The following is a 3,754-nucleotide window of genomic DNA, read 5'->3' on the forward strand; positions in this document are numbered from 1 at the left end:
CGAAGCTCGAACGGCTTGGTGAGATAGTCATCGGCCCCGAGCCCGAACCCCGAAGCCTTGTCATCGATCCGGTCGGCGGCGGTGAGCATGAGGATGGGGATACCGCTGCCCGAGGCGACGATGCGCCGGGCGACCTCGTCACCGGAAGGACCGGGGATGTCACGATCCAGCACCGCCAGGTCATAGGAGTTGAGGCCGAGCAGCTCCAGAGCGGTGTCGCCGTCCCCGGCGATATCGGCGGCGATCGCCTCCAGCCGCAGACCGTCACGGACCGCTTCGGCCAGATACGGCTCATCCTCCACGATCAGCACGCGCATCCCTGAACCCTAAACAGCACGACATATCGCCGGCATATGCAACATGCCTTAACGGTATGCAAGGCGCTCACCAGCTAGAACGCTTGACAACCCCAGATAGCCGGCCCCGGCGGTCATCGACACGCCGGGGCACGGCGACCGAGCGAGCAGGTTCCTCAACCCCGGCCGCGGTCAGGTGTTCGGCGCCCGCCTCTCACAAGCTCGATCGGCTCAGGAGCGAGAGCGCGGAGCGAGAGCGGGCTTTCGCTCCTCTCGCCTCAATCGCTTGTGCCGACGTAGGCCGCGAGGTGCTCGCCCGTGAGGGTGGAGCCGGCGGCGACGAGGTCGGCGGGTGTGCCCTCGAAGACGATCCGGCCGCCGTCGTGGCCGGCGCCCGGGCCGAGGTCGATGATCCAGTCGGCGTGCGCCATGACCGCCTGGTGGTGCTCGATGACGATGACCGACTTGCCGGAGTCGACGAGCCGGTCGAGCAGGCCGAGCAACTGTTCGACGTCGGCGAGGTGCAGGCCGGTGGTCGGCTCGTCGAGGACGTAGACGCCGCCTTTGCCCGCCATCTGGGTGGCCAGCTTGAGTCGCTGCCGCTCGCCGCCGGACAGTGTCGTCAGCGGCTGGCCGAGGCTGAGGTAGCCGAGCCCGACGTCGGCGAGCCGGTCGAGGATGGCGTGCGCGGCCGGCGTGCGCGCCTCGCCGGCGCCGAAGAACTCCTCGGCCTCGGTCACCGACATCGCGAGCACCTCGCTGATGTCGCGGCCGCCGAGGTGGTATTCCAGCACCGACGCCTGGAACCGCTTCCCGTCGCACTCCTCGCAGATGGTGGCGACGCTCGCCATCATCGCCAGGTCGGTGTAGATGACGCCGGCGCCGTTGCAGGTGGGGCAGGCGCCCTCGGAGTTGGCGCTGAACAGGGCCGGCTTCACTCCGTTGGCCTTGGCGAACGCCTTGCGGATCGGGTCGAGCAGTCCGGTGTAGGTCGCCGGGTTGCTCCGTCGTGAGCCGCGGATCGCGCCCTGGTCGATCGACACCACTCCGTCCCGTCCGGACACCGAGCCGTGGATCAGTGAGCTCTTGCCCGAGCCGGCCACGCCGGTCACGACGACGAGCACACCGAGCGGGATGTCGACGCCGACGTCCTGCAGGTTGTGGGTGTCGGCCCCGCGTACCTCGAGAACGCCCGACGGTGTCCGTACCGACGGCTTCAGGCCGGCCCGGTCGTCCAGGTGCCGTCCGGTCATCGTGCCGCTGGCCCGCAGCCCGTCGACGGTGCCCTCGAAGACCACCTCGCCACCGGCGGTGCCAGCGCGGGGACCGAGGTCGACGACGTGGTCGGCGATCGCGATCATCTCCGGCTTGTGCTCGACGACGAGCACGGTGTTGCCCTTGTCCCGCAGCCGCAGCAGCAGGTCGTTCATCCGCTGGATGTCGTGCGGGTGCAGCCCGATCGTCGGCTCGTCGAACACGTAGGTCACGTCGGTGAGCGACGACCCGAGGTGGCGGATCATCTTGGTGCGCTGCGCCTCGCCGCCCGACAGCGTGCCCGATGGCCGGTCGAGCGAGAGGTAGCCCAGCCCGATCCCCACGAACGAGTCGAGGCTGTGCTGCAACTTCGCGAGTAGCGGCGCCACCGACGGATCGTCCAGGCCGCGCACCCACTCGGCCAGGTCGTTGATCTGCATCGCGCAGGCGTCGGCGATGTTGATCCCGTTGATCTTCGAGGACCGGGCGGCCTCGCTGAGCCGGGTGCCGCCGCATTCGGGGCAGTCGGTGAAGGTGACCGCCCGCTCCACGAAGGCGCGGATGTGCGGCTGCAGGGAGTCGACATCCTTGGACAGCATCGACTTCTGGATCTTCGGGATCAGGCCCTCGTACGTCAGGTTGATGCCCTCGACCTTGATCTTGGTCGGCTCCTTGTGGAGCAGGTCGTTGAGCTCTTTCTTGGTGAACTTATTGATCGGCTTGTCCGGGTCGAAGAAGCCACAGCCGGTGAAGATGCGGCCGTACCAGCCGTCCATGCTGTAGCCGGGGATCGTGAGCGCACCCTCGTTGAGCGACTTGCTGTCGTCGTACAGCTGGGACAGGTCGATGTCGGTGACCGATCCCATGCCCTCGCAGCGCGGGCACATACCGCCGGTGATGTTGAACTCGCGCCGCTCCTTGACGCTCTTGCCGCCACGCTCGAGTGTGACCGCACCCGCTCCGCTGATGGAGGCGACGTTGAAGGAGAACGCCTGGGGTGAGCCGATGTGCGGCTGCCCGAGCCGGCTGAACAGGATGCGCAGCATCGCGTTGGCGTCGGTCACGGTGCCCACCGTGGAACGGGAGTTCGCGCCCATTCGCTCCTGGTCGACGATGATCGCCGTGGTCAGCCCATCGAGCACGTCGACCTCAGGGCGCGCCAGCGTCGGCATGAAGCCCTGCACGAAGGCGCTGTAGGTCTCGTTGATCAGCCGCTGTGACTCCGCAGCGATCGTGCCGAACACCAGCGAGCTCTTGCCCGAGCCGGAGACGCCGGTGAACACGGTCAGCCGGCGCTTCGGGATCTCGATGCTGACGTCTTTGAGGTTGTTCTCCCGCGCGCCCTGCACGCGGATCAGATCGTGGCTGTCGGCAACGTGCGGCGCAGGCGACTGCGTGTCCGTGCTCGTGGCCATGCTCATCGTGTCTCCATCTGTTACGGGGGGAGCCGCCTTCGCGGTCTTGTCGGCGTCGCCTGGCTCGATCTAACCAGCTTCCAGCGGTACGTCTGGTTCTCCACCGCTTCGGCCCGGCCGACGCGCATACTGACCAGCGGCCGTCGCGCATGAGCTCGCGGTCGGGCAGCTCGTTCGGCCGCCGACGTCGTGCGCGGGCTCTTACGCGCGGCCGTCTGTGCGGGTCATGGCCGCGGTCGCCGGAGGGCTCAGCGCAGTTGCTGGATGCGGACCAGGTTGCCCGCGGGATCGCGGAAGGCGCAGTCGCGCACCCCGTACGGCTGGTCGGTCGGCTCCTGAACGACCTCGGCCTCGGCCTGCACCCGCTCGAAGACATCGTCCAGATCGTGCGTGGCCAGCAGGATCCAGCCGTAGGTGCCCTTGGCCATCATCTCGGCGATCGTACGGCGCTCGTCCTCGGTGATACCGGGGTCGGCGGCCGGCGGCGCCAACAGGATGGACGTGCCCGGCTGGTCGGCGGGGCCGACCGTGATCCAGCGCATCGTGCCCTGCCCGACATCGCTGCGGACCTCGAAACCGAGGACGTCGCGGTAGAAGGCCACGGAGGTCTCGGGGTCCTCATGTGGCAGTACGCATGTGTGAATGGTGATGTCCATGCAGGTCAGGCTAGCTGTGGCTTGGCGGGCGGCGCTTCTCGATTCCTGACCGGCCGGGTCACCTGCTTGGCCACACACGAGGGCATCCCCGCCGTCGCGTCCGCTGCCTCCTGGCGGTACACACTGGGCGGCA

At 68.1% G+C, this 3,754-nt stretch carries 3 protein-coding genes and 1 pseudogene; all 4 read right to left on the minus strand.

From position 1 onward, the window contains the following. A partial coding sequence (locus tag AB0I04_RS54950) for a response regulator (protein WP_360904982.1) occupies nt 1–317 on the minus strand: 317 nt, incomplete at its 3' end. Between the two features lie 257 nt (nt 318–574). After that, nucleotides 575–2,971 (minus strand): excinuclease ABC subunit UvrA, encoded by a 2,397-nt coding sequence (locus AB0I04_RS54955; protein ID WP_360904985.1) that lies wholly within the window; start codon nt 2,969–2,971, stop codon nt 575–577. A gap of 242 nt (nt 2,972–3,213) precedes the next feature. Beyond that, a complete protein-coding gene (locus AB0I04_RS54960) occupies nt 3,214–3,621 on the minus strand; it encodes a VOC family protein (RefSeq protein ID WP_360904988.1) in 408 nt (135 codons plus the stop codon). 5 nt (nt 3,622–3,626) lie between these two features. Then, nucleotides 3,627–3,754, minus strand: a pseudogene (locus AB0I04_RS54965) (AraC family transcriptional regulator); the annotation flags it as partial.

The sequence above is a fragment of the Actinoallomurus sp. NPDC050550 genome (assembly GCF_040655075.1).
Taxonomy (GTDB): domain Bacteria; phylum Actinomycetota; class Actinomycetes; order Streptosporangiales; family Streptosporangiaceae; genus Actinoallomurus.